This window comes from Candidatus Viadribacter manganicus, assembly GCF_001679665.1.
In the GTDB taxonomy this organism is placed as follows: Bacteria; Pseudomonadota; Alphaproteobacteria; order Caulobacterales; family Aquidulcibacteraceae; genus Vitreimonas; species Vitreimonas manganica.
Genome location: NZ_CP013244.1, coordinates 339,690 through 366,639 on the forward strand (window position 1 = coordinate 339,690; position 26,950 = coordinate 366,639).

General features: G+C 62.5%; 29 protein-coding genes. 11 read left to right on the plus strand and 18 right to left on the minus strand.

The features are described from left to right. Positions 1 to 4: 4 nt before the first annotated feature. The 7 genes from yajC to ATE48_RS01770 all read right to left on the minus strand — a co-directional run bounded on the left by yajC (position 5) and on the right by ATE48_RS01770 (position 4,297). Positions 5 to 358 carry a preprotein translocase subunit YajC gene (gene yajC / locus ATE48_RS01740; RefSeq protein ID WP_066767225.1) on the minus strand — a complete coding sequence of 118 codons (354 nt, stop codon included), beginning with the start codon at positions 356 to 358 and terminating at the stop codon, positions 5 to 7. Positions 359 to 504: 146 nt separating this feature from the next. Beyond that, entirely contained in the window at positions 505 to 1,548 is a 1,044-nt protein-coding gene (locus ATE48_RS01745; RefSeq protein WP_156767551.1) for a peptidoglycan DD-metalloendopeptidase family protein, read from the minus strand. A gap of 32 nt (positions 1,549 to 1,580) precedes the next feature. Further along, the gene (locus ATE48_RS01750) at positions 1,581 to 2,195 is read right to left on the minus strand and encodes a protein-L-isoaspartate O-methyltransferase family protein (RefSeq protein WP_066774493.1); all 615 of its coding nucleotides are present in this window, start codon (positions 2,193 to 2,195) and stop codon (positions 1,581 to 1,583) included. A gap of 20 nt (positions 2,196 to 2,215) precedes the next feature. Beyond that, on the minus strand, positions 2,216 to 2,998 hold the full coding sequence (surE, locus tag ATE48_RS01755; protein ID WP_066767229.1) for a 5'/3'-nucleotidase SurE: 783 nt from the start codon (positions 2,996 to 2,998) through the stop codon (positions 2,216 to 2,218). Between the two features lie 50 nt (positions 2,999 to 3,048). Further along, on the minus strand, positions 3,049 to 3,417 hold the full coding sequence (locus ATE48_RS01760) for a DUF2155 domain-containing protein (RefSeq protein WP_228126738.1): 369 nt from the start codon (positions 3,415 to 3,417) through the stop codon (positions 3,049 to 3,051). After that, positions 3,414 to 3,896, minus strand: coding sequence for an MlaD family protein (locus tag ATE48_RS01765; protein WP_228126739.1), 483 nt, complete (start codon positions 3,894 to 3,896; stop codon positions 3,414 to 3,416). The genes ATE48_RS01760 and ATE48_RS01765 overlap by 4 nt, the downstream gene beginning before the upstream one ends. Then, entirely contained in the window at positions 3,893 to 4,297 is a 405-nt protein-coding gene (locus ATE48_RS01770; RefSeq protein WP_066767231.1) for an NADH:ubiquinone oxidoreductase subunit NDUFA12, read from the minus strand. Before ATE48_RS01770 ends, ATE48_RS01765 begins: the two co-directional genes overlap by 4 nt. A 208-nt stretch (positions 4,298 to 4,505) precedes the next feature. Between ATE48_RS01770 and ATE48_RS01775 the strand changes: the two genes are divergently transcribed. Next, positions 4,506 to 7,307, plus strand: coding sequence for a TSCPD domain-containing protein (locus ATE48_RS01775; protein WP_066767236.1), 2,802 nt, complete (start codon positions 4,506 to 4,508; stop codon positions 7,305 to 7,307). Here ATE48_RS01775 and ATE48_RS01780 read toward each other — a convergent pair. From ATE48_RS01780 to ATE48_RS01790, 3 genes are read right to left on the minus strand one after another with little or no spacing between them, the layout of a single operon-like run. Then, entirely contained in the window at positions 7,304 to 7,717 is a 414-nt protein-coding gene (locus ATE48_RS01780) for a GFA family protein (protein ID WP_066767238.1), read from the minus strand. The two genes, ATE48_RS01775 and ATE48_RS01780, sit on opposite strands and share 4 nt — an antisense overlap. A gap of 29 nt (positions 7,718 to 7,746) precedes the next feature. Further along, positions 7,747 to 9,141: a hypothetical protein gene (locus tag ATE48_RS01785; protein ID WP_066767240.1), complete on the minus strand. Its 1,395-nt coding sequence runs from the start codon at positions 9,139 to 9,141 to the stop codon at positions 7,747 to 7,749. Next, on the minus strand, positions 9,138 to 9,800 hold the full coding sequence (locus ATE48_RS01790) for an ATP-binding cassette domain-containing protein (protein WP_066767242.1): 663 nt from the start codon (positions 9,798 to 9,800) through the stop codon (positions 9,138 to 9,140). The genes ATE48_RS01785 and ATE48_RS01790 overlap by 4 nt, the downstream gene beginning before the upstream one ends. A 257-nt stretch (positions 9,801 to 10,057) precedes the next feature. Here ATE48_RS01790 and ATE48_RS01795 point away from each other — a divergent pair, with 257 nt between their 5' ends. From ATE48_RS01795 to ATE48_RS01820, 6 genes are all read left to right on the plus strand, one after another. Then, on the plus strand, positions 10,058 to 10,564 hold the full coding sequence (locus ATE48_RS01795) for a hypothetical protein (protein WP_066767244.1): 507 nt from the start codon (positions 10,058 to 10,060) through the stop codon (positions 10,562 to 10,564). Between the two features lie 68 nt (positions 10,565 to 10,632). After that, a complete protein-coding gene (csgH, locus tag ATE48_RS01800; protein ID WP_066767246.1) occupies positions 10,633 to 11,112 on the plus strand; it encodes a curli-like amyloid fiber formation chaperone CsgH in 480 nt (159 codons plus the stop codon). Positions 11,113 to 11,121: 9 nt separating this feature from the next. Beyond that, entirely contained in the window at positions 11,122 to 11,550 is a 429-nt protein-coding gene (locus tag ATE48_RS01805) for a hypothetical protein (protein ID WP_066767248.1), read from the plus strand. A 53-nt stretch (positions 11,551 to 11,603) separates the two neighbouring features. Beyond that, on the plus strand, positions 11,604 to 12,140 hold the full coding sequence (locus tag ATE48_RS01810; protein ID WP_066767249.1) for a pentapeptide repeat-containing protein: 537 nt from the start codon (positions 11,604 to 11,606) through the stop codon (positions 12,138 to 12,140). A gap of 60 nt (positions 12,141 to 12,200) precedes the next feature. Further along, a complete protein-coding gene (locus ATE48_RS01815) occupies positions 12,201 to 12,749 on the plus strand; it encodes a pentapeptide repeat-containing protein (protein ID WP_066767250.1) in 549 nt (182 codons plus the stop codon). 58 nt (positions 12,750 to 12,807) lie between these two features. Further along, a complete protein-coding gene (locus tag ATE48_RS01820; RefSeq protein WP_066767255.1) occupies positions 12,808 to 13,536 on the plus strand; it encodes a hypothetical protein in 729 nt (242 codons plus the stop codon). Positions 13,537 to 13,586: 50 nt separating this feature from the next. Here ATE48_RS01820 and ATE48_RS01825 read toward each other — a convergent pair whose 3' ends face one another. Together ATE48_RS01825 and aspS are read right to left on the minus strand one after the other, a co-directional pair. After that, positions 13,587 to 13,904, minus strand: a complete 318-nt coding sequence (locus ATE48_RS01825) for a GFA family protein (RefSeq protein WP_066767261.1) — start codon at positions 13,902 to 13,904, stop codon at positions 13,587 to 13,589. Positions 13,905 to 14,061: 157 nt separating this feature from the next. Beyond that, entirely contained in the window at positions 14,062 to 15,864 is a 1,803-nt protein-coding gene (aspS, locus tag ATE48_RS01830; protein WP_066767263.1) for an aspartate--tRNA ligase, read from the minus strand. A gap of 152 nt (positions 15,865 to 16,016) precedes the next feature. Here aspS and ATE48_RS01835 point away from each other — a divergent pair, with 152 nt between their 5' ends. From ATE48_RS01835 to rnd, 4 genes are read left to right on the plus strand one after another with little or no spacing between them, the layout of a single operon-like run. Beyond that, a complete protein-coding gene (locus ATE48_RS01835; RefSeq protein ID WP_066767265.1) occupies positions 16,017 to 16,268 on the plus strand; it encodes a hypothetical protein in 252 nt (83 codons plus the stop codon). Continuing rightward, positions 16,269 to 16,907 carry an SOS response-associated peptidase gene (locus ATE48_RS01840; protein ID WP_066767267.1) on the plus strand — a complete coding sequence of 213 codons (639 nt, stop codon included), beginning with the start codon at positions 16,269 to 16,271 and terminating at the stop codon, positions 16,905 to 16,907. After that, the gene (locus ATE48_RS01845; RefSeq protein ID WP_066767268.1) at positions 16,904 to 17,848 is read left to right on the plus strand and encodes an MBL fold metallo-hydrolase; all 945 of its coding nucleotides are present in this window, start codon (positions 16,904 to 16,906) and stop codon (positions 17,846 to 17,848) included. The genes ATE48_RS01840 and ATE48_RS01845 overlap by 4 nt, the downstream gene beginning before the upstream one ends. 59 nt (positions 17,849 to 17,907) lie before the next feature. Continuing rightward, on the plus strand, positions 17,908 to 19,056 hold the full coding sequence (gene rnd / locus ATE48_RS01850; protein ID WP_066767269.1) for a ribonuclease D: 1,149 nt from the start codon (positions 17,908 to 17,910) through the stop codon (positions 19,054 to 19,056). On the opposite strand, the gene ATE48_RS01855 is transcribed toward rnd, so the two are convergent. From ATE48_RS01855 to ATE48_RS01880, 6 genes are all read right to left on the minus strand, one after another. Beyond that, positions 19,053 to 21,086, minus strand: coding sequence for an adenylate/guanylate cyclase domain-containing protein (locus tag ATE48_RS01855; protein WP_066767270.1), 2,034 nt, complete (start codon positions 21,084 to 21,086; stop codon positions 19,053 to 19,055). The genes rnd and ATE48_RS01855 overlap by 4 nt on opposite strands. A 70-nt stretch (positions 21,087 to 21,156) precedes the next feature. Next, positions 21,157 to 21,408 carry a DUF3297 family protein gene (locus ATE48_RS01860; RefSeq protein WP_066767272.1) on the minus strand — a complete coding sequence of 84 codons (252 nt, stop codon included), beginning with the start codon at positions 21,406 to 21,408 and terminating at the stop codon, positions 21,157 to 21,159. After that, entirely contained in the window at positions 21,405 to 22,901 is a 1,497-nt protein-coding gene (locus tag ATE48_RS01865; RefSeq protein WP_066767274.1) for a Ppx/GppA family phosphatase, read from the minus strand. The genes ATE48_RS01860 and ATE48_RS01865 overlap by 4 nt, the downstream gene beginning before the upstream one ends. 15 nt (positions 22,902 to 22,916) lie before the next feature. Further along, positions 22,917 to 25,127 carry an RNA degradosome polyphosphate kinase gene (locus tag ATE48_RS01870; protein WP_066767276.1) on the minus strand — a complete coding sequence of 737 codons (2,211 nt, stop codon included), beginning with the start codon at positions 25,125 to 25,127 and terminating at the stop codon, positions 22,917 to 22,919. 3 nt (positions 25,128 to 25,130) lie between these two features. Beyond that, the gene (locus ATE48_RS01875; protein ID WP_066767278.1) at positions 25,131 to 25,817 is read right to left on the minus strand and encodes a P-loop NTPase family protein; all 687 of its coding nucleotides are present in this window, start codon (positions 25,815 to 25,817) and stop codon (positions 25,131 to 25,133) included. Between the two features lie 11 nt (positions 25,818 to 25,828). Further along, positions 25,829 to 26,899 (minus strand): DUF2066 domain-containing protein, encoded by a 1,071-nt coding sequence (locus ATE48_RS01880; RefSeq protein ID WP_066767280.1) that lies wholly within the window; start codon positions 26,897 to 26,899, stop codon positions 25,829 to 25,831. Between the last annotated feature and the right edge of the window lie 51 nt (positions 26,900 to 26,950).

A 26,950-nucleotide genomic window follows, 5' to 3' on the forward strand; every position in this document is an offset into this window, starting at 1 on the left:
GATATTATTCCGATGTTGCTTTGGAATCGTTCGCGGGCGCCGGCTCGGTTTTCGAGCGGACTTCCGAAATAGCGTGACGCAGGATACGCACATCGACGTTCGGCGCGAGTTCGACGCGCACTTCATCGTCGGCGACGGACTTCACCTTACCGATGAAGCCACCGGAGGTGACGACGATGTCGTTCTTCTTCAGCGCTGCGACCATCTCCATGTGACGCTTACGCGCCTGCTGCTGGGGACGGATCAGCAAGAAATAGAAGACGACGAAAATCAGAATGAGCGGCGCGATCTGCATCAGAAGACCGGTCGTCGGGTCAGCCCCGGCGGCCGTTTGCGCGTATGCGGAAGAGATGAACATTGATCCTCGCTAGGAACGGCATCCCGCCGTTCGGACGATTGGGAAGGATGGGGGTGGAGGCCCCTCTAAGTCGGCCGGGACTATATCGGGAGACCCTGCCATTTCAATGAGGCGTATCCGAACCTTTGCGCCGTTTCGCCGCACTCCTAGCGCTGCGCCCCCATTAACGGCGCCGGATCTAGCACATCGCTTCCCCGGCGCACCTGAAACAGCAGACGCGCGCGCCCATCAGGACGCGCGCCCAGTTCAGCAATCCCCTCTCCGGCGCGCACACGCTGTCCCTCTCGAACAAGCGCCCGCCGGTTATAGGCGTAGGCGGTGACGTAATTGTCGGCGTGGCGCACGAGCACGAGGAAACCCAGCGCCTCTATGTCATCGCCGGCATAAATCACGTCACCATCAGCGGCGGCGGCAACCGACGCACCTTCGCGTCCTGCGATCTCAATTCCATCGAGACGCGTACCGCCCGGCTGAGCGCCAAAGCGCGACACCACCTCGCCGCGCAACGGCCACGAAAAACGACCCGAACCGGAAGGCGCGGACGCGCCAACCCCAATCGGAGCCGGCGTCGCTTCCTGCGCCATCTCACGCGCCATTGCCGGCAAATAGATCCGCTCTCCCGCACCTACGTCGGCAGTCGGCTGCAGGCGATTCAGCAACGCAAGTGAACGCAGGTCAACATTGTAGCGCCTTGCGATGTCGCCGAGATCCTCACCGCGCCGAACCACGTGATAGCGCGGAGGCGGCAACTCAAGCACACGGCCCGCGGCCAATCCATACGGGGGTTCAAGACGGTTCTGATCGATCAGCGCGCGCAGCGGCACCTGATAGCGTGTAGCGATGTCGTAGACGGACTCGTCCCCGCTCACATGATGCGAGCGCGGCAGATTTGCTGGATCGAACGGCTGCACATCACCCGGCTGCAACGCATATGCTGAAAGCGGCGTCCCCTCGCCATCGGCCCAATTGGGTTGCTCCGGCGGCGCTCTTTGCGGCGCCGGCGACGCGCGCTGCTCTTCAAGTCGCGGTGTCGGAGTGCGGCGTTCTATAGGCGCTGGCGTCCTGCGCTCGGCGCGTTGCGGCGCTGGCGCCTCTGCGCGCGCACCGCTGTCGCCATACGAAATAGGCGCCGGGCTAGCCGACGCGCAGGCCCCGGTCAGCAATGCAAGCAAGAGCGCGGCGCGCGTCATCGGCGCAGTTTCCGCCAGAATCAACCCAAGCCTCAACCCGCCCCAGGCGCCTCGCCGAGCCCACGCTCCATGAGATGCAGTTTAATCGGCCCCAGATCTTCACGCTGGCCATTCCGAGACCGAATCAACCGCTGACTCTGCGCATCACCCAGCGGCGCGACGATGACGCCACCCGGCTTCAACTGATTGAGTAATGGCGCCGGAAAGTCCTCCAGCGCAGCGTTTATAACGATCCGATCATACGGCCCATCATCAGCCCAACCGTCGAAACCATCGCCAAGAAAGGCAAAGGTTCGCATCAGACGCGCCGTCCCAAAACGCCCGCGCGCGGCAACGACGAGTTCATTCCATCGATCGATGGAGATCACCTTGCTGGCGACCGAGGAAAGCGCTGCCGCCTGAAAGCCTGAACCCGTTCCAATTTCCAAGATCACGTCATCGGCCTGCGGGCCCAACGCACTGATCACGCGCCCGACCAGCGAGGGTTTGGACATCGTCTGCCCGTGTGCAAGCGGCAGTCCGACATCATCGAGTGCAAGGCCCTGCAGGTGCTCAGGGGCGTAGTGCGTGCGCGGCGTGCGCTCCAAGGCAGACAATGCACGCGCGTCCGTCACGCCAGCTTGGCGCATCTCCAACACGAACCGCATGAGCCGCGCTGGATCCACGTTCAATCAACCTTCGGCGGAGCGCCGCCCAACACACCCTTGAACTTGTGCACCGTCTCCATGTGCGTGAGATCGATATGGAGCGGCGTAACCGAAATCCGTCCGTCGTAAATCGCACGAATGTCGGCGCCCTGCGGCGGGTTCGAGAGCGTGCTGCGAAATCCGAGCCAATAATATGTGCCGCCACGCGGATCGGTCCGCTTGTCAGCATAGACGATGTGATGGTCGCGCCGACCTTGTGTCGTGACTTCAACTTCCTTCACGTCCTGCGGCAGGACGTCGGGAAAATTGATGTTCATCAGCACGTCCTTGGCCCAGCCGTGCTTCAGCAACTGGCCGACGACACCTGGCCCAAAAGTCTCGGCCGTCTCCCACGGGATCTTCGCTTCTTCGCCGCGAAAGCCGCGCGCTTGGCTTAGTGCTATCGCCGGAATGCCAAGCTGCATGCCTTGCATCGCGCCCGCGATCGTTCCCGAGAAAGTCACATCCTCGGCAATGTTCTGACCCCGATTGACGCCCGAAAGCACCAAATCCGGCGCGCTATCCATCAGGTGCTCGATCCCGAGCAACACGCAATCCGTCGGCGTGCCCGTCACCGCAAAACGCTTCTCATCCACCTTGCGAACCCGTATCGGCGCCGAGAGCGTCAGCGCGCGCGACGCGCCAGACTGTTCGTTCTCAGGCGCGATCACCCACACGTCATCACTGAACGTGCGCGCGATCTTCTCCAGGACCGCAAGGCCGGTCGCGTGGATGCCATCGTCATTGGTACAAAGAATGCGCATGGCGTCCGCTTAGCGCGAAACGCCCAGTGCTGTCACTGAACGCTTGACCTTCAGGAGCGGCAGTCGATCGCCCAGATGTCGTAAGTGGGGTGCTCGAGGCCGTTGAGGCCGGGGCTCGATGCAAACATCCAGCCCTCGAACACCTGCCGGCGCTCACTTTCCTCACCCTCGCGCGCGGCGGGATGATCGTAAATCTGCAGGAAGATGCGCACTTCCGGCGTTTCTTCGGGAGCAGCTTTCGAGCAGGAGCGTGCGATCACCTCAAGCGAGCCCACACGCGCCGGGCGGCCAAGCGTCAGCGTGTAATCGCGCGCATGGCCCGTGATCTTATCGAGCCCGCGCACCACTGCGCGCTGCGCAAAGGCCGGGCTTGCGCTGAGAGTAAAAATCACCGCCGCGGCGGCCAGAAAACGCATCATGGAGCAGCTTCCTCTGTGGAGCTCCCAGAGTTCCCCGAGCCCTGAGCAAAACTTGCAAACAACGTAAGCAGATCTATCGAACCCTGAGTGTTCGGAATCTCACCACCGGGCGGCAACGGATCCATGCCAGCCGGCTCGATGGCGACGTATCCGCCGCCAAGCAATCCATCCGTCGCGATGCGCGCCGTCGATTCATCGAGCACTTCGATGCCGTGGTTCACCGAGAAGGTGAGCACCGCGTTATAGGTGGCGGGGTCGAGCGAAACCGCGCGCACGACACCGACCTTCACGCCGGAAATTCGAACGTCTGAGCCGACGCCAACTCCATCAACGCGCTGAAAGCTCGCATGCAAATCGTAGCCGCCGCCGGTGGTGTTCTGGCCCGCCTGCGCCGCAGCAAATGCGAAGAAAACAACAGCAACCGCCGCGACGACAGCGCCTAGAATGGTTTCGCCCCAACGCTCGAAATTCAATTTCACCGGCGATCCCCCGAATCTGGAGACCAAGCCTCGTAATCGGCGGTTGACGCTTGCCTAACGCCGCCGCGCGCCAGCGAACCCTTCGGTCGATACGCCCTCACCGTGCCGGTTAGATTTGGCTGGTGCGGCTTTTCCCAAGCCTGACGCTTCAACGGCGCAATCGTAGGCGGCTCCGCGACCGTGTGGTGCATCCAGCCATGCCAATCGGGCGAAACACGAGACGCTTCAGCGAGGCCATTATAAATCACATAGCGGCGCTTGCGGCCTTCGATCGAGGGCCGCTTCTCTTCAAAGTATTTGTTACCCTGTTCGTCTTCGCCCACGAAAACCCCACGGCGCCAGATATCGAGCCGCGCGCCCACGGTGGCGCCGTTCCACCAGGAAAAAATCGCTTTCAGCATGGGCTTTTGTTTGTCTCCGCAGAGGGCTTTTTGTGGACCACGTCCCGGTCCCGCAGCTTTGGCGGCGCGCAATATGACGAGCGTCGCCCTTTACGTCCAGTGCGGGTGCGAAACAATATCCTGTAGTTATCCCGAGTTGCCACCTACTACATATTGATTGCGAGCCCGGATCAAAGGTAGAGTCGCGCCTGGCTCACGGAGGCTAGCCATGGCTCAAGATCACGACGACGACATCCGCCCGGCCGCGGAAGCGCCAGAGGCGTGGACCGACGCAATGGTTCAGACCGCCCTGGAGGCGGGCATCGCCGTTGAAACGCCCGCTGGCCCAAGCGTGAGCAAGGCCCTTAAGCGCGCCGCCGAACGGATCGGCCTGTGGGCCGAAGATCCCGCGCTTGGCAAGGACGTGCTGAAGCTTCTTGAGCGTGGGCAAGTGACGCTCGACACCCCGTTGATGCGTGCGTCGCTCTCGGCCGGCGCCGAACTCGCTGTTTCCGCGGCGTTGTTGCATTGGCCTGAGCAACGCAGCGAAGAGCTGGAAGCCATCGCACGCGCGCAAACATTGCTCGCTGCCGGCGCGAAGCTCGGCATTGCTGGCGCGCCCTCCGCCGCAGCGCTTGATGCACTGGATGCCGCAGCGCGTGTCGCTGACCCGATTGGGCGCGATGGCCCATCCATTCTTGTCCGGCCAACCGGCGACGCAGCGCTTGAGATCATCGCCGCTGGCGCAGCACGTGCGCGCGCCGGGGCGGCTCTCGCAGCCGGCGCACGCGCTCTCGACGCAGCACTCGCTGATCTCGCCATCGAAGCTGTCCGCAACGGTCTCAACGCCGAACACGGCGGCGTGCAGATTAAAGCCGCGAATGCTCGTCTCACCGGCGCGCCGGATAGCGACATCATCGCAGCGCTTGCGGGCGCGGTCGCGCGCGGCGCGTACACCTCGGCGCTGGACGCCGGGGCCGATCCTACGCACCGCCGCATTGCCATCGCGTCTCCCGAAATTGGCGCGCATGCACTCACCGCCTTCGCCAACGGCGCCATCGATCCAACCGGCGCGGTTCGATCGGAAACGGAAGGCAGCGTCATCGGCGCCAGCATTTCGCTCTCGCGTTTTATGGGCGAGCGCACGTTCGACATCGCCACGTTTGAGGCGGCGATCCGTACGCTCGTCCGTGCGCTTGATGCCGCTCACGGCGGCGCTGGCTCGCCGCGCCGCGCTATCTTGATCCGCCTTGAAGGCCTAGCTGCACTGCTTATGCGCGCCGGCATTGCCTATGACAGCGACGAAGGTCGTGGCCTCGCCGCTAGCGTGACCGCTCTCGCGCACGGCTCGGCGATTTCCGAAAGCGCCGCACTTGCCGCCGCAAAAAGCGCCTATCCCGAGTGGACGCGCGTGAAACGGCAAGAAGAAGCTACTGTCAAAGCGGCGCGCGAAGCAGCCGGTGCACTTAAAGGTCAGATCGCTGAGCACGCGCTCTCGATTTACCGAGCGCTGCCTGGGCCGAAGAATGCGGGCTTGCGCTGCGCCATCACTATCGCGTTTGCAAACGACGCCGCAACGGCGCGCTCAATTGGCGCCACTGCGCCAGGTCTCGCCCCAGCGCAAACCATCGCCGTCTACGGTCAGCGTGACGACGGCGGCTTTGGCCGCCTTCTGAGCGAGGACGTCCGCGGCGCACTCTCAGCTCTCGGCTATGACGGCGAAGAGATCGCAGCAATTGCACAGCACATTGAGGGACGCCGCACGCTTCGCGGCGCCCCAGGCGTCAGCCTTGATCGTCTCGAGAAGCTTGGCCTCACCGAGCCGGCGCTCGACGCAATAGAGGATGCCGCCGCCGATGCGTTCAACATCCGCGCAGTCGTGCATCCACTCGTGATCGGACCGGAAATCTGCGAAGACATCCTCAAACTCCCGCCTGACGTCGCCGCCGGAAAGCGCGGCGATCTGCTGATGACGCTCGGCTTCTCGGAGGAAGAAATCGCCTCCGCCGAAGCCTATTGCCTCGGCGCCAGCGACCTCATCGGCGCGCCGGGCCTCAGGGCCGAGCACGCGGCGATCTTCGGACGCAACATCGCCGTCAGTGCCCAAATCGCGATGGCGGCGGCGGTTGCTCCGTTTGCAAACGCGGCGCTGGACCTCACGTTGGACCTCGCGAACGCCCCGCAACGCACGAATCTGCTCGAGGCAGCTCAGGCCGCTGGCGTCGCGCTGATCGCGATCCAAGCGGAAGCGCCGCCGATTACGCTGACGCTCACACCAATTGAAGATGAGCCGGAGGCGCGCGCAGCTCCACCAGCGGCGGCGCAACCGATCACGACTTCACCGGTCCAGGAAGCCCCAGCGCGCGTAGAGCGCCGCCGCCTGCCTGAACGACGCAAGGGTTACATCCAGAAATCCACAGTCGGGGGCCACAAAGTCTATTTGCACACTGGCGAATATGACGACGGGGAGCTCGGCGAAATCTTCATCGATCTCCATAAGGAAGGTGCGGCGTTCCGCTCATTGATGAACAACTTCGCCATCTCGATTTCGATTGGCCTGCAATATGGAGTGCCGCTCGAGGAATATTGCGACGCCTTCCTCTTCACGCGCTTTGAGCCCGCTGGCGAAGTGAAGGGCAATGAAACCATCCGCCACGCCACGTCGATCCTCGACTACATCTTCCGCGAGCTTGCGGTGTCCTATCTGGGACGCACAGACCTCGCGCAGGTCGATCCGTTCGACGCGCGCGGGGATGGCCTCAGCAAGCGCGCAACCGACGCTGAAAGTGCAGCGCGCCTCATATCGCGTGGCTTCGCACGCGGCGCCTCGCCGGACAATCTGGTGATGCTACGCCCGCGCTCGGTCGTCGAAAGCGCGACGCGCGATCGCAAGGACGCATCCATGGCGCCCGCCAAGCCGCCAGCAACCGGTTATCGCAATGAGCCGTGCGACGCGTGTGGACACTTCACCGTCGAGCACACCGGCAAATGCGCGGCGTGCGGCGCCAAGGGTGAAGCCAGCGGCGGTTAGCGCGTCCGCGTGCTATCACGCCCGCGCTCGAAGCCTGGGATGTCGCCAAAGTCCACCCAGCGCTGCTTGTTCACGTCGTAGACAGAGCGATCGGGCGCGAACTGCTCTGCCGGTTCAAAACATCCGACGGCGATGCCAACGCGTGATGGATCGCGCGAGCCGTGCCAATAAAGGCTCGTCCCGCACGTCGGGCAAAAGAACGTCGTGAACGTGTTGCCGCTATCAGTTGGCCGCGTGTAGGCGCCAGGCTCGCCTACGAAAGAGAGCGCGGCGCGCGGGTAATAGACCCCCATGCCAAACGCCGATCCACTGCGTCGTCTGCAATCATCGCAACTGCAGGCCACGACGGCCTCACGTTCGCCTTCAACCTGCACGCGCAACGCGCCACACCCACATCGTGCTTCAATCATGCGTCTTATGTAGCAGCGCCGCGGGGCGCTTACGAGGACGAGTATCCATACCACAGCACCAACAATACGAGCCGCGCGGCGAACGAGCTTCCCGTCAACGTTGACAGCAAGATCGCAACAAGAGCCGCGGCCGCACCCGTGGCGGAGGCGAGCGTTAGCGTTTCAAGCGATGGGTTCCGCACCAAAGCAGGCAATGCCAACAACGTCGACCACATGGCGCCCGCCAGAATAAAGGCCGCGCGCCGCGCCATCGGCGCGAGGTCAGCCACCTTGGTCAACGAAACCAGTCCACGCGCCTCCGCGCGCCCTGCATGAGCGCTGAGCGCGAACAGCAGCACGAGTAGAGCCACCGGACTCGCGGCGTGCCTGAAGTCCGGTGCAATCGCAGCGACCGCCGCAGCGGCGCAAGCGAGCAACACGAATGCCCGCCCCGATCCGATCAATCGAAACTCGGCAACCAGCAAATTCAACGCGCTCACAACCGCGCGCCGCGCCGGCGGCGCATCCGCAATCGCCCGCGGCGGCGCTCCGGCATTCAGCAAAGCACCCAATCGCCCGGCGAGCACAGCTTTCTTCTTAGACTTATGGGGCGCGTAGATGAGCCCTGCGACCACGACGAGAACCACCGCAATCGCTACCCAGGCCAGACGAGCTTGGAGATATCCCGGCGACAAAAGCCCGGCCATCACATCAAGATCGATCGTACCCGTCGCGAGGAAGCCGCCGCCGATAGAAAAACTATCTGTGCCCGGAGGCGCCCCGTACTTCAACGGCGTGACGAAACCCGCGAAGTCCCACATGTTCGCGGCAAAGCTGGGCTCAGCCTTATCGGTGACTATCGGCGCCGCAATCGATCCGATCCAAACGCAGAAATAAGCAAAGTCTCCGAACCCTGAACGCAAAAGCGGGCGCGCATCGAACAATATCCGCAGAGCGGCAAGACCAACCAGCGCAGGCGCCGCGACCACCCACAAAGCAAAACTCAGTTCGGCGATATTGAGCGCGTCACCCTGCAGCATGAATGTCGCGAGATAGACACCGGCAAGATTGAGCGCCGCTAAAATAGCCAGAAGAACCCCAGCATCCGCCGCGAAGCGACCGAGTGCGATTGAAATGCGCGATCCGGCCGTTACCTCTTCAACCTGCCACGGCTGACGCCGCGTCGTGTTCGATCGCAGATAGAGCCACGCAATCGGCAACACCAACGTCGACACGATGATACCCAGCGACACGCCAAGGAACGGCGAGGTCATCACCGGCAATGCATTGCCGACGGCGATCTTGATGCCGCCACCATCCTCGAACGGCAGCATGTAGCGCGCACCAATCGGCGCCACGAGCAACATCAGCCACAGCGCACGGCTGCGTCCGTACCGCAGCAGCGAGGTGTTCAGCGACGAAAGAGAAATGGCTGCCGCGTTCAACGCACGCCCTCCATCGCCCGCGACGACGCCGTAGCCGCCACGTTGCCGTTTTCCACACGCAGCGTGGCGCGGGCAAACGGGGCAAGTTCATCGGCAAGGTGCGTCGTCACAACGACGATCGCCGTTTTGGCCCGCTCAACGATGAGTGCGCTCAGGCGGCGCGCGGTCTCACCATCCAGCTCCGCCGTTGGTTCATCGAGCGCCAACACCTGCGGATCGCCAAGCAACGCTTGTGCAAAGATGAGCCGGCGGCGCATCCCGCCAGAAAAGCTCGCGATCCGATTGTTGATATCAGCATGCAAGCCGATCGCATCCGTGATGGCGCCGAACTGCTTGTCGGCCGCAGAGAGGCTCAATCCTTTCAGTGACGCGATATGCATCGCAAACTCGCGTGCCGTCAGATCCTCCGGCAGATCAACGGCTTGGGGCGCATAGCCAAGCGTGGCGCGCAAACTTCCGGGGCCGCTTTTTCCGTTCCACAGTATCGCGCCCTTGTTTGGCCGCTCCGCTGTCGCGATTAAACGCAACAGCGTCGATTTTCCTGCCCCGCTCGGCCCCACCAGCAGCGTCAGCCCCGGCTCAAAGGTCAGTGAAATATCTTGAAGCACGCGTTTGCGGCCGTAGGCCTTGCCCACGCCCCTCAACTCAAGCGACGCCATCCTCGTCCTCCGGCCCTTCCGAGCGGGCCTTGGCGCTCAGATGCACGTCAAAGCCGCTCTGGATGCAATCCCTCATCCCATTCAGCACCGGTTCAGGCTTCCTCGTCATCGCGCGCACGCGCGCGAGGCGACTGATTTCGTGCAGCAAAACGCGTACTGAAGCCGCCGTTCAAACGCTGCTCAGGTCAGCGACGTCATGGTCTCACTCGTTCAGGCGTTGGCGAGGGCGCTGTCTCTTGAACCAGGGAGCTTACAACATGAAACGCTTTATGACCGCCGTCGCCGCTGCTGCTTTGTTCGCCACCATGGGCGTCGGCGCAGCTCACGCTCAAAACCGCAGCGTCGTGAACCAATCGGGTTACGCCAACGCCGCCGGCGCCGTGCAAGCCGGTGACCGCAACGGCACAGTGATCAATCAACGCGGCGGCCGCCACTACGCGCGCGGCGTCCAAGAAGGCTACAACAACTTCATGCGCATGGACCAATACGGTACGCGCAACCACGTCACGACGACGCAAGTCGGTCGCGATAACTTCTCAGCAACGGGCCAAGAAGGTCGCAACCTTCGCGCTGACACGATCCAAACGGGCCGCGGCAACGTCGCCGGCGTCGCACAGATCGGCAACGGCAGCCGCGCTGTGACCGACCAGGACGGCGTCAACAACACCTCAGGCATCATCCAGATCGGCAACGGTCAGGACGTCGAGGTCCGCCAACGCGGCGAAGGCAACATCTCGGTAGTGGTCCAAAGCGGCTACAACTGACGGCGATCGTGCGGGAAGGCGCACTCGGCCCTTCCCGCATCTCCCGCTTCAGTTGATGGAGCAGAACAATGTCTAAGAAATCTCTCTCGCTTATCGCGCTCGCAGCCCTGCTCTCGGCTTGCTCGGCTTCAGCGCAAAACGTCGCCTCGGCGGAGCAAATCTCCGAACCTGCGCTCCTGAGCGCGGCGCCGAGCGCTTCGTTCGCCGAACCTGCGTCGGACGCGCCAGCGCCCTACGCAGAAGCCGCTTATGAGGATGCGGCGATCACCTGCGACGTGCGCTCACGGCGCACCGCCAACGGTGTCGTCATTCAGGCGCGCGCTTTCGCGGACCGTGACGTCGACGGAGAATACGATCTTCGCATCGTGAAGACCGGCGGCGGAGGCTCTGCTGAAATCAGCCAAAGCGGCGCCCTTGTGCTCGAAGCGGGCATGGCGGCCACACTCGGCGAAAACGAAATCAGCATGGAGCGTGGTTCGCGCGTGCGCGCAGTTCTCACACTCCGCGACGAAACTGGCGAACTTTGCCAACGTACATTCAGGCTTTGAGATTACGTCATGAAGAGACCATCGCTCACCATTCCGGCATTGGCGCTGTGCTTTGCAGCGCTGCTCGCGGGCGCCGCTAGCGCGCAGGGCATGGGCTCGCGCAACATCTACAATGCGGCCATCGTCAATCAAAGCGGGACAGGTCACGCCGCCGCTGTAGTGCAAGCTGGGCAAGGCAACAGCGCGGCTCTCGGCCAAGCTGGCGCCCGCAACGCCGGCGCCATTACGCAAAATGGCAACAACAACGCCGCCTGCCTCTATCAGCACGGCCGCGACCTCACCGGCTCGATCGACCAGTACGGCGACGGCGCCACCACGGCCTATATTCAGACCCGTAGTGGCTTGCGCCCAGTGCCGATGGCCGTGTGCGTGGCTCAAGTGGCAGGCGCCAATCCGCGTGACATCGCCCTATCGCAACGGACTCGCCCAAGACGCTAGTCTGGCCCGCGTCCTGCGACACCAAGCGCAACACCTTTCGGAGTTGCGCCATTATGAAACGCGCCGCGCTATTTGCTTGCCTTTTGACCTTAACGACGCCCGCCTTCGCACAGGCGCCGTCAGCGACCGGCGGCCCGATCACCAACCAAGCCGAACGAGACGCGATCGCCGCGCGCGTTCGGAGCGGCGCCTCGTGCGCCAATTGCGACCTCTTTCAGATCAGCCTCGCCTATCAATCGGTCGCTGGACGCAACTTCTCCGGCGCACGCATTCGCCAAGCCGACCTCTCACTCGCCACAGCAGATCGCGCCCGCTTCCATGGCGCTAACATGTCGCTGACGAACTTTTTCGGCGCGCGTCTTTCCGGCGCCGATCTCAGCGACACCAATCTCGAAGGCGCGACGCTGGTTGGCGCTTATCTAGGTGGCGCTCGCCTCACCGGCGCTGTCCTTGATGGCGCAAACCTTTCCGGCGCTGAATTGGCCGACGCTGTGGGCGTCACGCAAGCTCAGCTGAATACTGCGTGCGGCGATGCAACGACGACGCTTCCCGCCGGGATGACTATCCCCGCCTGCGGTAACAACCAGTAACAATTCTCGCTTACTGCATGTTCACTGGCGCGAACACTTGAGCGCGCCTACCCCGGCGCCGTGCTGACACATTTCCGCCTCGCCGTGTTCGCGGCAACCGCCCTCGTGGCGGCTTCGGCGAGCCAGGCGTTTGCGTTCTGGCCGTTCGGCGGCGATGCGCGGCTCGATTTATCGCCTGCGTACGCTGGCGTGTGTGAAGACTGCGATCTCTCCGGCCGCATTCTCACCGGCGCCCGCATGACTCACTCGAACTTCAGCCATAGCGATTTTTCCAATGCCGTGCTGACGCGCGCCGACGCATCGCACTCAGAATTCGGCGGCGCCGATTTCACCCAGGCCGATCTCTCACGCGTCCGTCTCATCGATGCGTCGTGCCCACACGCGCGTTTCGACCGCGCACGCTTGGCTCAGGTTGACGCGCGGGGTACGGATTTCACGCGCGCCAATTTCGCTGGCGCAGACGTCACGCGGATGAACTTTGCTGGCGCTGATCTTTCGGGTGCGGATCTGCGCAATGCGCGCGGGCTCACACAAGCGCAGCTGGATCAAGCCTGCGGCGACCGGTGGACGAGAGTTCCTCGTGGGTTGAGCGTTCAATCCTGCAATTAATTGACCTCGATCAAAATTCAATTCCAAAGGCCCGTCACCATCGCTGAAGCGAGGCGACATGCGGTATACAATCTCGGCGCGGGGAAAGCCTCTCGAGGTGCCTATTCTCGCTTTCCTCGCTCGCAACTATTCCACCGTACCTGTCGCCGAGATCGACAGTGTATTCGGGTTCGTCGAGTTTACGACGCTTTATGGCGGCCGAATGTTTTCGCGGCCCGAACTCACGCCTTATGACGTGAACGAATTGTACTATGCCATGATCGGTCTTCGTCTGCCGCTGACCAATCACTACGTAAGCGACCAAGAATACGAAGACGCCAAGCCGTTCCTTGAAAAATACCATCGCGACGGCAATGCAGTGATTGTCACCAACGACACGCTTGCCGTGAACATACGTCGTGATTTTCCGAAGTTTCGGATTGAAGCCAGCGTCATCAAGAACTTGAACAGCTACGGGCGCGCAACCTCCGCTTTGGAGCTGTACGACACCATCGTCCTGCCCATGGAGTTGAACGGCGATAGGGAGTTTCTGAGCGGCCTTCCCTCCAAGGATCGAGTGACCCTATTCGCCAACGCTGGGTGCGCGCTCACCTGCCCGTCGAAGATTTGCTACGTATCAATCTCTAAATACAACAAGTCCTGTAGCGGTGAATTTAAGTGCTCACAACCGCTCAAGCAGCGTGACATGCTCGGCATGATCGACTTCGATCTTGCCCAACTGCAGGAGCTGGGCTTTAACCGCTTCAAGCTTCTGCGAACGCGCCCAGGTGGCCAAACCGGCTATTAGCGCGTCGTCGCCCCGGCGAAGGGCAGTGCAGCTCTTTGCGTTTCGGCGCCTCACCGCAGCGACGCTCGCTCCTCTTCGGGCATCCTCTGAAATTGCGTCAGTTCAGGATCAAGCGCGACCCACGGCGACATTTGCGACACATACGCAGGAGGATCGTCGAGCGTCGGGGCCAGCACCGCGCGAAAATCGGGGCGCGCGTCGTGTTCGGCCCACACCCACGTCCCGCAACCAGAACAACGCGGCGTCCGCACCTTATGACCGCCTTCGCCGTTACGCTCGAAAGTCCGCATCTTGCCAGAAAGGACCTGAAACGCGTCAGCCTTCACCGTGAACGCAGTCGTGAAAGGCGCGCCGCTTAGTTTTTGCACCCGTCACAGTGGCAATGCCCACTCCAGATCGGCGCGGCGTCGCAGCGATAACGCACAGCCTCACAAAGACGCCCGCTCTCGAACGGCGCCGGCATCCGCGCGAGAACCTTGAGGCCAGCACGTAGGCGTTGAAGGTCGATCGCCATGCGCGCCTGCGTTAGCTCTTAGGCGCTTCCGCAAGCCGGATGTGCAGCTCTTTCAGCTGCTTTGGCGTCACTTCGCCCGGTGCGTTCATCATCAAGTCTTGAGCTTGCTGGTTGAACGGAAAGACGATGACTTCACGGATGTTATCGACGCCCGCGAGCAACATGACAATCCGGTCCACACCCGGCGCCGAACCACCATGCGGCGGCGCGCCATAGCGGAACGCGTTCAGCATGCCGCCGAACTTCTCTTCGACCACTTCCTTGCCATACCCGGCGATCTCGAACGCCTTGATCATGATCTCCGGTTTGTGATTCCGGATCGCGCCAGAAGATAGCTCCACGCCGTTGCAGACGATGTCGTATTGGAACGCGGTGATCTTCTCGATCGTGGCGCGATCGTTCACATCGAGCTTCAAGAAGGCTTCGTGATCGAAGTTCGGCATCGAGAACGGGTTGTGCGAGAAGTCGATCTTCTTCTCTTCCTCGCTCCACTCGTACATCGGGAAATCGACGATCCAGCAGAACTTGAACTGATCCTTGTCCGAGAGGTTCAGCTCATCCGCGACCTTGTTGCGGGCTTGGCCAGCGAATTTATAGAACACAGCAGGATCGCCCGCGACGAAGAACGCCGCGTCGCCCACCTTCAGCCCAAGCTGTTCACGAATGGCATTTGCCTTTTCAGGTCCAATGTTCTTCGCGATCGGGCCAGCGCCGCCTTCTTCGCCTTCACGCCAGAAGATGTACCCAAGCCCCGGCTGGCCTTCGCCTTGCGCCCATGAATTCATCTTGTCGCAGAACGCGCGCGAGCCACCAGTCGGCGCGGGAACAGCCCAGACCGCGTTGCCCGCCTTCTCAAGCAAGCGCGCGAAGAGACCAAATCCGCCGCCGCGGAAGTGCTCGCTGACATCCTGCAGCACCAGCGGGTTGCGCAAGTCCGGTTTGTCGGAGCCGTACTTTGAGATCGCCTCTGCATACGGAATGCGCGGGAACTCGTCGGCAGGGGTCACGCGCTTGCCGTTGCCGAATTCCTCGAACACGCCAGCCAACACGGGACCGATCGCGTTGAAGACGTCTTCCTGCGTGACAAAGCTCATCTCGAAATCGAGCTGGTAGAACTCGCCAGGTGAGCGGTCAGCGCGCGCGTCCTCGTCACGGAAGCACGGCGCAATTTGGAAATACTTGTCGAAGCCGGCCACCATCAGCAGCTGCTTGAATTGCTGCGGCGCTTGCGGCAGCGCGTAGAACTTGCCGGGATGCAGACGCGACGGCACCAGAAAGTCGCGCGCGCCTTCGGGGCTCGACGCCGTCAAGATCGGCGTTTGAAATTCCGTGAAGCCCTGATCGATCATGCGGCGGCGCAAGCTTGCGATCACCTGCGAACGCAGCAAGATCGACTTGTGCAGCTTGTCGCGGCGCAAATCGAGGAAGCGATACTTGAGACGGATCTCTTCTGGATAGTCAGGCGCGCCGAACACCGGCAGCGGCAGCTCTTCGGCCGAGCCCAAAACTTCAGCGTCCTCGACCCGCACCTCGATCTCGCCGGTCGGCAATTCAGGGTTCACGGTGTCCTTGGCGCGCTCGATGACCTTGCCGTCGATCCGCACCACCGTTTCCGCGCGCAGACGTTCGAACAGCGGAAACGCCGCCGAGCCCGGATTAATGACCAGCTGCGTGATGCCGTAATGGTCGCGCAAATCGACGAACAACAGCCCGCCCAGATCGCGCTTGCGGTGAACCCAGCCGCCCAGGCGCACATCCTTGCCGGCGTCAGCCGGACGGAGAGCGCCGCAAGTGTGGGAACGGTAAGCGTGCATTGGAAACTCCGGGCCCCGAGTGAGGAAAAGCGGGCGCCATTTCGCGGCGGAAAGCGCATGTTGCGCTGCACCTTGTCAAGGCGCGCCAGCCCCCGGCAAATGAGCGCTGCACAGCTGCAACCCAGAAATCTCAAGCCACAACGGAGCCAGCCATGACCTCAAACCGCAAAGTCCTCATCGCAGCGGCCGCCGCCCTGGCTCTCGGCGCCGGCGCGTACGCCTTTGGCGCGAACGCCCAAACGGCGCCAGGCGAACGGATCGTCGGTTATTCGGTCTATGCGCATTCGCAATACGTGCTGCTCCAACGTGAAGATGGTAGCCTACGTACCTGCTCGCGCGGCCGCGATTCAGTACTGCGCCGTACGCAATGGGAGTGCGAAAGCCAAGGCACGCTGCCACGCTAGATGTGCAACCTCTATTCCATGACCAAATCGCGTGAGGCAGTCGTCGCCTACACACGCGCCATGCGCGACCGCACGGCCAACCAACCGCCGCTGCCGGCGATCTTCCCCGACCAGCTAGCGCCGGTCGTCGGCAATTCGAAAGAAGGTCAGCGCGAGATGGCGATGATGCGCTGGGGCTTTCCGCCTGCCGGCGGCGGCAAGCGCCCCGTCACCAACGTCCGCAATCTCAACTCCAGCTACTGGAAGGGTTGGCTCGACACCCCGCGTTTCCGTTGCGTCGTGCCTGTCACCAGCTTCGTCGAATACACCGAAAGCACGCCCAAGATCGCGCAATGGTTCGCGCTCGGAGAAGACCGGCCTCTCTTCTGCTTTGCCGGTATCTGGCGGCCGTGGTCCGGCGTGCGCGGCAAGGAGGACGGAACGCACCTTTTGTTCGCGATCCTCACGACAGAGGCCAACGAACTCACCAGGCCAATCCACGCCGAAGCCATGCCGGTGATGCTGACCGGCGACGAAATTGACGTCTGGCTCGATGGCTCCACAGAAGACGCGCTGGCTTTGGCTAGACCTTTTCCATCAGATCGGATGAAGATCGTGCTGTCGGGCCCGCGCGAAGATGCGGGAGGGGGAATCAAATGAAATGGCTGGCTGGAATCGCGATCGTGCTCACTGCGCTGGCGGCGCTCTTCTGGTACGCCGTTCTCGACGCCGCCGCCCCCGCTGAAGCGGGCAACATCGTCAATCTCGCCGCCTACCGCGATCTCGTCGCGAACGATGCGCCCGAAACCCTTCCCACCGCAGTGAACATCGAGTTCGTCGGCGAAAGCAAAGCGCCAAGCTTCGCCACCGAAGCCGGTGCTTTCGGCGGCGAACGCACGCTCTCTTACAACTCGTTCCAGATCGTTGCGCCGAGCGGCAACACAATCATTGACGGCGCCGTCGATCGCGACACCCTCAACGATATGTCGCAAGGCAAAGGCAGCTTCGACGAGCAGGCATATGAGCGCGTGCTCACTGCAATGACCCGTTCACCAACGGTGATGATCACGCATGAACATCTCGATCACGTCATGGCGATCGCGCGGCACCCGCATCCAGCTGACATCGCGCGCAACCTCGACCTCACCGCCGCGCAGCTCGCTGGCCTCCCACAACACGCACTGAACGGCCAGCTCGCGCCCGAAATCGCCAGCATCGCACAACTCGACCTCACACAGCCTCAACGCATCGCTCCGGGTGTCGTTGCCGTTGCAATGCCGGGACACTCGCCTGGCACGATCCTGATCTACGCCAAGACTGCGGCCCGCGAATATCTGTTCATCGGCGACATCGCCTGGGTCATGGGCAGCGTCGAGCATCTGCGAGGTCGCCCGCGCTTTATAACCTGGATCATGCCTGGCGTTGATCCGGGCCGGCCCAACGTCCTTAGCCAATTGCGCGCCCTGCACGATATCTCAGCTGCGAACCCCGATCTCGTCCTTATCCCGGCGCACGATGATGCGTATCTGCGGAGCCTGATCGCGAACGGAACGCTGGGCGAAGGTTTCGCTACGAATCAGCCCGCAGCGGCGCCGGAATAATACCGCCTGACGCAGTGTCCGCGCTTGACCACAGGCGCGGCGCGCCGCAACCAGCCTCCATGCGCGTTATCACCAAGACCGCCGACTTGGAGGCGCTGTGCCAGGACATGGCGCAGCAGCCCTTCGTCGCGGTCGATACAGAGTTCATGCGCGAGACGACGTATTGGCCGAAGCTGTGCCTGATCCAGGCCGCTGCGCCGGGCGTGGAAGCCGTGATCGACCCGCTCGCAGAAGGCCTCTCGCTCGCGCCCTTTATGGAATTGATGGCCAACGAGAAAGTCCTGAAGGTCTTTCACGCGGCCCGGCAAGATCTCGAAATCTTCCTCAAAATCGGCGGCAAGCTTCCGCACCCTGTGTTCGACACGCAAATCGCAGCCATGGCGTGCGGTTACGGCGACACCGTCGCCTACGATGCGCTCGTCCAACAAGTGCTGAAGCGGCGGTTGGATAAGTCATCACGCTTCACAGATTGGAGCCGCCGCCCGCTTTCCGACGCCCAGCTCGAATACGCGCTCGCCGACGTCACCCACCTGCGTGACATCTATCCGCGGATGCACGCGAAGCTCGAAAGCGAGGGCCGGCTCTCGTGGCTCGACGAAGAGCATGAGTATCTGCTCGACGCCAATATCTACGACACCACGCCGGAGAAATCCTGGAACCGCCTCAAGCTCCGCAAGACCACGGCTGATTACGTGCTCGGCCTGCAAGTCGCCGCCGCGTGGCGTGAACGCCAAGCGCAGCAGCGCGATGTCCCGCGCGGACGCATTGTCAAAGACGAGGCGCTCTACGAGATCGCCGAACAGCGCCCCAAGAACGCCGCCGATTTCGACCGCATGCGCGCCGTGCCGCGTGGCTTCGGCAATTCGCGCGCAGCTCAAGAACTCATCCAAGCGCTCGATCGCGCCTTCAGCGACCCGAACCGGCCTGTTTACAAGCACGAGCGTCCGCCGCCGGTGCCGCCAGGCCTCGGCCCCACCGTCGAACTCCTAAAGGTGCTGCTCCGTTACGAAGCCGAACGCCACAACGTGGCCCCAAGGCTGATCGCATCCGCGCCTGAAGTCGAAGAAATCGCCGCCGACGACAACGCCAGCGTTGCTGCTTTGAAAGGCTGGCGGCGCGAGGTCTTTGGCGAACGCGCCCTGGCGCTGAAGCACGGCAAACTCGCGCTCAAACTCAAAGACGGAAAAGTCAGCGTCGACGACGTCTAAGCGCGCGCCACCGCAGCCGCGCATGCCGCCTTGAAATCGTATGCTGTCTCGGCCGCGCAATCGGGCCACTTCTTGGTATCGAGCCAATATTGGGCAAGCCCCAACCGCGCACATAATGCCGGGAAGCGCGGATGCTTCCAGATCGGCTCACCGCTCGTACTCACGAACAATTGCAGCGGCGCCTGCGACCGCGCCATGCCGAACGCTTCGTGCTTGTCCGGCGTCAGCTGACGACCCGCATCTAAGGCAGCGTCAAGCGTATCGAACGCCTTCTCGGCGCAGCCATGCCCAGCCGCGAAAATGCACGTCGAAAGCGCCAACGGCTCGTCGCTCGCCGCGATCTCATTGAGGATGCGCTCGCAGGCGGCCTTCCGCTCCGCCGCCGGCATTCGCAACAAGTTCGCGTAATTCTGCAAAACCTCGACATCGCGCTGCGTCGCGCCACGCCGCGGCACATTCTCAGGCTTGGCTAACGCGTCCACCGCGCGCAAATCACCCGCAATGCAGAGCGTGGTCCACATCAAATACCAAATGAACGGCGAATCCGGCCAGCGCGTCCACGCCGCGCTGACGATCTCGCGCGCGGTTTCAATATCGCCGCGCGCACTCAGCATACTGGCGCGCAAACCCTCAACCGCAGGGCCTAGCGGATCAAGCAGACTTGCAATTTCCAAGGCGCGCGCCGCGTCCTTGAGCCGCCCCACGCTATAAAGCCAAGCAGCGCGAGCGACGTGCAGCGAAGGATCATTCGGCGTCCGCTTCAGGGCTTCATTGACGAGCGTGATCTTCTCAGCGTGGTCCGCGAACGCCGGCTTCAACAACGACAGCGCCACCATGGCGTGCGCACAGTCCGCATCGAGCTCTAGCGCCCGGTTGGCCGCCGCAAGCGCGGCATCATGGGCCGGCGTCCCAATGAGGTCGCGGTCGCGCGGCAACAATAGCGCACGCACACTGGCCAAAACCGCCCACGCATCTGCGAAATCGGGCGCAATGGCGACGCACCTTTCGAGCAGAACCGCCGCCTGGTCCTCCTCAATATCACTCATCATCATCCAAATCTGGCGCGCGCGCAGATAAAGGTCATAGGCAGCGGGATCGATTGGATTGGCGACACGATCCGATTGCGCCAAGGAGCGCCGCAACGAACCGGCAACCTTCGCGGCTATCTCATCCTCAAGTGCGAACGCGTCGTTGCGATCGCCCTCGTAGCGCTCGCTCCATAGCACCACGCCGTTCGCCGCCTCAATCAGCTGCACCGACACGCGCATGCGGTCGCCACTGAGCCGCACCGAGCCATCGAGAACATGGCTCGCCTTCAGCTCGGCCGCCGCTTCGCGCTTGCGATCATCGCGAAACTGAAACGCCGAAGTTCGCCCAATGACCTTGATCTTAGATTGGCGCAGCATCGTGGAGATGATCTCGTCGGCAACGCCCTCAGAGAAGTAGTTCATCTCGGCCGCGTAGCTCTCGTTGTCGAAGGGGAGCACTGCCAACACGGGCTCGGGCTTGCGCGCACGCACGCGTTGCGCCGCAATCGCCTCGAGCGTGAAGATATCGATTGTCTCACTCATCTTGTCCAAATGGACTGCGCCCGCCGGATGGAGTCGCTGCGCAAGCTTGCCGCGCACTGCGCGCCGCACATCCATCGAGACGACGACAGCGCCTGGTCGTGCGAGTTGCTGGAGCCGCGCGGCGACGTTGACGCTATGGCCCAGCAGATCGCCGGTCTTGGTGATGAGCACATCGCCGACATGCACGCCGACACGCACGCGCTGGCGTTCAACGCCGCCCCACAGGATTTCAGCTGCGCCTAGCGCTCCGGCTGCCGAAGCAAATTCGAGCATGAAGCCGTCGCCCGCCGTGCTGAAAATGCGGCCGCCATGCCCTTGAACGATCGTATCCAGCACGGTGCGCACGCGCGCGACGAGCGCCAGCGCTTCGATTTCGTCCACTTCGGACATCGCCGAATAGCCCGCGACGTCGATCGACATGATCGCCGCGAGTTTCCGTGGTCCGAGTTCCTCAGTCACAGGGATTTCGCCATGGCTGTCGGCTCATAGCACAGGCGGGCCCACTTGGCCCACTTACGTCATCCAAGGATTAGCTCTCTTTGGGAATATCCTCGAAATAGGGCTCAACGGTCCCGTTGTATTTGATCGTGAGCTGCTTGCCCTTGCGGTCCAGCGTCTTGCCAACGGCCAAGCGGACCCAGCCTTCGCTCACGCAATATTCCTCGCAATTCTTCTTTTCGTTGCCGTTGAAGCGCACGCCAACCCCGCGCGCGAGCACGGCTTCATCGTGGAACGGGCTGTCGGGATCGACAGAAAGGCGATCGGGCGGCGTATTACTCATAGAATTTTGGTCTCCGGTGTCAGGCCCAAAGCGGCGGCGGCGAAATCCAATCGCCGCTGCACCGTCTCGGTAATGAGATGAGCTGCCTTCTTCTTGACCCGAAGCAGGAGCCTGCCGTCAACCGCCTCGACCTCCACTGCGGCCAAAAGAGGCTCGCTGCGGCCAGAAAGGTCAGCTCCAAGCCTCAATGCGGCCCCTAGAGCAGCAGCCGCCGCTTGGCTTTCGTCGTTCAGCAGCCGCATGTAGGCCTCAGCGTGGCGAGGCGGCGCCTTTGTGTAACGGTGGTGGATGGCCGCCGCGAGAAACGCCCGCTCTTCATGGCTAATCGCCGCCAGTGGGGCGCGCAAAATGAGGTCGAACATCACCTCAACGCGCTGATCGGGATGGAGCGGACCGCCGACATCGGCAAGCCGCGCCGCCGCACCCCGCAAAACATCTTCGCGCTTCTTGGCGAACACGTAAGGCTGACCCTCGAACATGGGTGCAATCCACTCTTCGAGCGCCTGCCCGAATGCGCGCGTGCGCGACCAACGTCCTGCCAGCGCCTCGGCTGCGGCAATCAGCGGATGCACAGCGAGCGCCTGCTCGCTCAAATGCTCCATGAGCACGCCTTCGCGAAGCCCAAATGCCGAAAGGATCACTCTGTCGAATTGCCCCGCCTGCATCACGTGCTCAAGCACGGCGGCGGCATAAGGCAATGTCTCCGCACGCTTTGCGGCTGCTTCTTCCAGTTTTTCCAGTGATCGCCGGCTCTGCTTGCGGACAGCGTCGACGACCTTCAAAACTTCCGCTCGGCTCATTTCGTGGTGATGCAGGACGCCGAGCGGATGATTGGTCAGCGCAATATCGATGCGCCCGAGCGCACGCCACGCGCCACCCACGGCATAGAAATCGCCGCCACGCTTATTCAACAACTTGGTGCGCTCGAGCGCGAGCCCGACTTGCTTGCTCACCTTCGCATAGTCGAACTCGTCGTCATCCATCAGCGTGAGCGGGCCCACGGGAAAGGTCTCGCCGCGCCCTACGCCTTTAGGGCCGATTTCGATGAGCTCGAGGCTCGCACCGCCCAAGTCGCCGACCAAGCCTTTCGCGTCCGGCGCGCCTGCAACGACCCCCAACGCTGATAACCGCGCTTCATCTTCGCCGCTCAAGATGCGCAGCTTGATCCCACTCTCGGCTTCCATGCGCGCCGCAAAGTCTTTGCCGTCTTTCGCTTCACGCACGGCCGCAGTGCCAACGGCAAATACATCTTTGATCTGCAGCGCGTCGATCAAGGTCGCGAAGCGGCGGATCGCCCGCAGCGCTTGCCCCACGCCGTCCTTCGAAAGCGCGCCGGTCCGCACACCTTCGCGCCCAAGGCCGGCCATGACCTTCTCATTAAGGATCGGCGTCATGGCGCGGCCGTCGATGCGATAGACGACGAGACGCACGGAATTGGAGCCGACGTCGATGACGGCGGCTTCCTGACCATCGCTGAGCTTGCGCGCGCTCATCGCGCGTCACGCAGTTTAGGAAGTGCGGCGAGCGCCGATGTGATCGAACGCGGCCGGCGCGTCGCCTTTACCCGCGCGCCCGCGCCCCGAAAGGCTCGGGTTGCGCATAAAGTAATTATGCGCGCTGAAGGGTTCGTCAGGCAGCTTCGAGACATCGACCCGTTTGAATACCCCATCCTGGTCCATGTACCAGGACTGCGCCTCATCATTGAGGTTCGCGACCATGATTTGGTCGAGAACTTGCTGATGTACGGTCGGATTTTCAACCGGACAAAGGACCTCAACCCGGCGCTCCAGGTTCCGCGGCATCCAATCGGCGGATGAAATGAAAACCTTGGCGCGCGGATTAGGCAATTTCGAACCGTTGCCGAAACAGACGATGCGAGCGTGCTCCAAAAAGCGCCCCACAATCGATTTTACTCGGATGTTTTCGCTCATCCCGGGAACACCGGCGCGCAAGCAGCAGATGCCGCGCACCACGAGGTCGATTTTCACACCCTCATTTGAGGCGCGGTAAAGCGCATCGATAATTTCAGGGTGCACCAGCGCATTGAGCTTCGCCCAAATGTAGCCGCCACGCCCAGCGCGCGCATGCTCGACTTCATCATCGATCAATTGCAACAGCGTCGTCTTCGAATTGATCGGCGACATCGCTAGCTTTTCGAGCTTCGAGGGCCGCGCATAGCCAGTCACGAAATTGAACAGGCGGTTGGCGTCACGGCCCAGCGCCGGATCACACGTGAACAGCGAGAGGTCGGTGTAGATGCGCGCCGTAATCGGGTGATAATTGCCGGTGCCGAAGTGCGTGTACGTGCGTAGGCCTTCCGGCTCGCGGCGCACGACCAGGCTCACCTTCGCGTGCGTCTTAAAATCGATAAAGCCGTAAACAACCGAGGCGCCGGCGGCCTCCAATTTGCGCGCGACGTGAAGGTTCGTCTCTTCGTCGAAGCGCGCCTTGAGTTCAATAAGCGCAGTGACGTTCTTGCCCGCTTCCGCCGCTGCGACGAGCGCCGCCACGATCGGCGAGTCACGCGAGGTGCGGTAGAGCGTTTGTTTGATTGCAACCACCGCCGGATCGGCCGCCGCCTGGCGCACGAATTGAACGACGGAATCGAATGATTCAAACGGGTGATGGACCAAGATGTCCTTGGCGCGGATCGCCGCGAAGCTATCGCCGCCGAAATCCTTGATCCGCTCCGGGAAGCGCGGCTCGAAGCGGGGAAATTTCAATTCCGGCCGCTCTTCATTGACCAGCGCGGACAGCGCCGCGAGCCCCAGCATCCCGTCAACGATGATGACATCGCGCGCATCGGCTTCGAGTTCGCGCGAGATGAAGGTGCGCAAATCCTCGGGCATTGAGGCTTCGACCTTCAAGCGCACGATGTCGCCAAGACGGCGCTCTTTCAAGCGCGCCTCGAACTCGCGCACGAGATCCTCGGCCTCTTCCTGAATTTCGATGTCGCTATCGCGCACGACGCGGAAGGCGCCCTGGGCCTCGAGGGTGTAACCCGGAAACAGCTCATCCAAGAACAGCGTGATGGTATTCTCAAGCGTAAGAAAACGGCGCTGAGGGCGCTCACCGAGATCGACCTCGGCCTGCGCATGCGCGAGCGTCACGTCGATGAAACGCGCCACCTGGCTCGGCACAGGGATCAGCGCATTGAGCGCGCGGCCATCGCCCTTGCGCTTCAGCTTAAGGGCGATCGCGAATCCGAGGTTCGGAATGAACGGGAACGGGTGCGCTGGATCGACCGCGAGCGGCGTCAGCAACGGAAACACTTCCGCCATAAAAAGCGGCTTCAGATATTGGCGCTCTTGGTCGGTCAGCTCTTCGCGGTCCAGCACCGAGATACCTGCGCCGCGCAGTTCGACCCGCAGCGTACGCCAACGCTCTTGCTGGCGGTCAATCAGCGCCGTTGCGGCAGCATGCACGCGCGCAAGCTGCTCGGTCGCGGTAAGTCCATCATTGCTCAGCACGGTGACGCCAGCCTTCAACTGCTCGTGCAGACCGGCCACGCGCACCATGTAGAATTCATCGAGGTTCGACGCCGAGATGGACAGAAAGCGCAACCGCTCCAGCAGCGGATGATTTTCGTTCTCCGCCTCTTCCAACACGCGCGTGTTGAACGCGAGCCACGAGAGCTCGCGATTGATGAACCGCTTAGGATCTGTGAGCGACGGCGGATTCTGCGCCGTTACACGCGCTTTCTTACGCGGCTTCGCCATCTGTTAACCGTCTCCACCAACCCAGCGCGCCTGCATCTTTTCCAGCGCGCGTTTGGCGATCGCTGTCGTGACAGGCCTTGCCCCGCGCACCAGCTCCTCGTCCAACGCCGCCGCCCAGGCCTGGGCCGCAGCAAAGGTCCTCGGGAGCCGTCGCACGAGGTATTTGGCGGCATCATCGCTCAATTGAATGAATTGTTCGCGACAAACCCGTCGCAAAACGACGTCCATAAGCACTTCGTCGGGCTCACCAAGCTTAGCGACCGGTAAAGATGCAAGCCGAGAGCGCAAATCAGGGGTTTCTACGCGCCACGCGGAGGGTGGCTGGCTCCCAACCAACAAGAGCGCGCCTCCCTGGCTACGGGCCAAATCGAGCACCCGCCAAAGCATGCCCTCATCACGCTCGGCGTCGGCGTCGTCGATGAGGAGGCGCCCATCGCTCTCTCGGAAGATCGACGCCGCATCCTCAGCGTTCGCCAAAGCGGAGATACGGCGCGCGTTCACTTCCAGCGCCCAGGCGAGGGCAAGATGGGTCTTGCCGGAGCCAGAAGGTCCCGAAAGCGCCAGCGCGCCATGCGGCCACGCCCGCCAATCGGTAAGCAGTTTAGCTGCGTCCCGGTTCGCTTCCGCCACCACAAGCTTGTCGGGCGATCGATCGCCCATACGAAACTCAAACAGGCGTGGCTGTTCCATTGACGGGCGATCTACCTCGGCGCAACGCGCAAAGTCGCACCCTGCGCCGTGTCGCCAAGGGCAACACCCCGGCGCTGCAACTCCGCTGTCAGTTGCGAGCGGTCACCCACGAAAGAAAACGAGATGAGAGCGCCCTGCCGGCCAACCGCTTCAATTCGGATCTCCGAGATCAGCGTCTGCGCTGCGCCTTCAAGCGCCTCCTTGATCTGCTCCCACTGCGCTTGGGTTGTATAAAGCGCGGTCGTGTTTATGCGCCCACGTTGGCCGCCGCCCGTCGCAACGCGTGATTTCCAATCGTTCTGAATGCGGGTGCTCGCCTGATCCGCAAGTGACGCCAACGCCGCGCGCAACGCCGCTGGATCTTCACCATTGATGCGAGCGCTCACTTCGCCTCGATCGCGGCGCGCATTGGCATCGATCTCGACCAAGCTCGCCGTCGCCGCGCCGCCTTGTACGCGCAGCGTCGCATAGAGCGCCGATGCAGCGGCGGCGGATTGTGCAAAAGGCTGCGCTGTCGCCCACGCGGGAGCGCCTTGCAGGCCTTCAGGCGCTGTCGCGAGCGGCACAAGCTCGTCGCCGAAGCCGCCCGTCGCCCAAACTTCACGCCAGAGCGCCGTCATTTCTTCTGACGTTCCCGTCACAACCAAAGGCGCGACAAGGACCGGCGCCGTACGCGTGTCGACAACTGTGAGGTTGAACTGCCGAAGCAGTGTCCGCACGCCCGAGGGATCGAAGCGAACGGTGAGGCGGCCGATGTAGCGGGTGCCTGACCGGCGCTCCTGCTCCACGTCCACACTCGAAACCAGCCGATCGAGCGTCGCCGTCTCGACCTGCGGCACACCCCGCGCCGTCAGTTCATCCGGGATGGTCAACCGGCGGACCAGGCGCTCAAACCCTGCCCGCTGCGCCGCCGCCAAACCCGCCTGTTGCGCCGCCGCAGCGTTCGCGGCGGTCTCGTCGACGTGGACACCGGCGACAGCGTAGACATTGTCGCGCCCCTGAGCGCTTGCCGCACCGGGAGCAAACGCGCACAAGGCGGCAAGGAAAACAGCCGCAAACGCTGCCAAAGGCGGAAATTTCATTATTGAACCTCGGTGTCGGGTGACCCTACCCGGCGCGGAATCGCCTATCAA